The 1,191-nt window shown below is 25.5% G+C and carries 1 protein-coding gene; it reads left to right on the top strand.

What is annotated here, in order from left to right:
- Positions 1–80: 80 nt before the first annotated feature.
- Positions 81–1,100 (top strand): lysine 5,6-aminomutase reactivase subunit KamB, encoded by a 1,020-nt coding sequence (gene kamB, locus JWF52_RS18760; RefSeq protein ID WP_208334990.1) that lies wholly within the window; start codon positions 81–83, stop codon positions 1,098–1,100.
- The last annotated feature ends 91 nt before the right edge of the window (positions 1,101–1,191 follow it).

Below are 1,191 nucleotides of genomic sequence, written 5' to 3'. Positions count from 1 at the left end.
TAACCTATAATATCTCTTAGAAAAAGCATTAAGACCTACATCGCTTAGAAAAATTATTTCAAATTTTTAAGGATATAATTATGGATATATTAAATGAAATATTAAAATATAAGAGTATGTCTATTATAGGAAACTATAAAAATGTAGGTAAAACAACAACTCTAAATTATATATTAAAAGAATGTATAAATAAAAATATAATATTAGGGCTTACATCAATAGGTGTAGATGGAGAAGGTGTAGATGTTGTCACTAAAACGCAAAAACCTAGAATATATGTAAATAAAAATACTATAATAGCTACAGCTAATAGTTTGGCCTTAAATAGTGATATAACCAAAGAGATACTAGAACTTACAAATATAAGCACACCACTAGGAAATATAGTTATATTTAGATCCTTAAGCGATGGATATATAGAACTTGCAGGTCCATCTATAAATACTCAAATAAAATACATTTGTGAAAGATTAAATCACTATGGTGCAGATTTAAGTATAGTTGATGGAGCTTTATCTAGAAAGACATTAGGCTCACCATCTATAACAGAGTCTACAATATTTTGTAGTGGAGCTGTAATAAATAAAGATGTAAATAAGGCAATAGAAAAAATCATATATGAAGCTAACATCTTAAATATTGATAAAATCAATGATGAAAAGTTTTATGAAATCTATGAAGATATGAAAGAATATAAGGTTAGTTTAGTAAATAAAGATTATTCATACAAATGCCTAAATATAAATACAACTCTAAATTCTTATAAAGAAATTATAGATAGTGTAGGTGAATTTACTAAGTATATAGTTGTAAATGGAATAGTTACTAATAATTTTATAGATGGTCTTATAAAAAGTGGTAGTAACTATAAAAATATAACTATATTGGTTAGTGATAGTACAAAGATATTTTTGGATAAGACAAATTTTGATAAGTTTATAAAGCTTAAAGGAAGTATTAAGGTCATAAATAAAGTTAATCTAATTGGGTTAAGTATAAACCCAACATCAATAGAAGGATATAGCTTTGATGATAAATATTTTATAGATAGTATACAAAGAAAAATTAATATAAAAGTATTTAATATTATGAATCTTTAAAGATTAATACTATATAATCCAAACTGCTAAACTTGAGCAACGGACGCAGTCGTTTGAGCCACGTGTGGGCGAACTACTTGAGCGACATGAG

It is taken from the genome of Clostridium sp. CCUG 7971 (assembly GCF_017590215.1).
Taxonomy (GTDB): Bacteria; Bacillota; Clostridia; order Peptostreptococcales; family Peptostreptococcaceae; genus Faecalimicrobium.
This window is presented reverse-complemented; position numbering and strand designations above follow the sequence as displayed.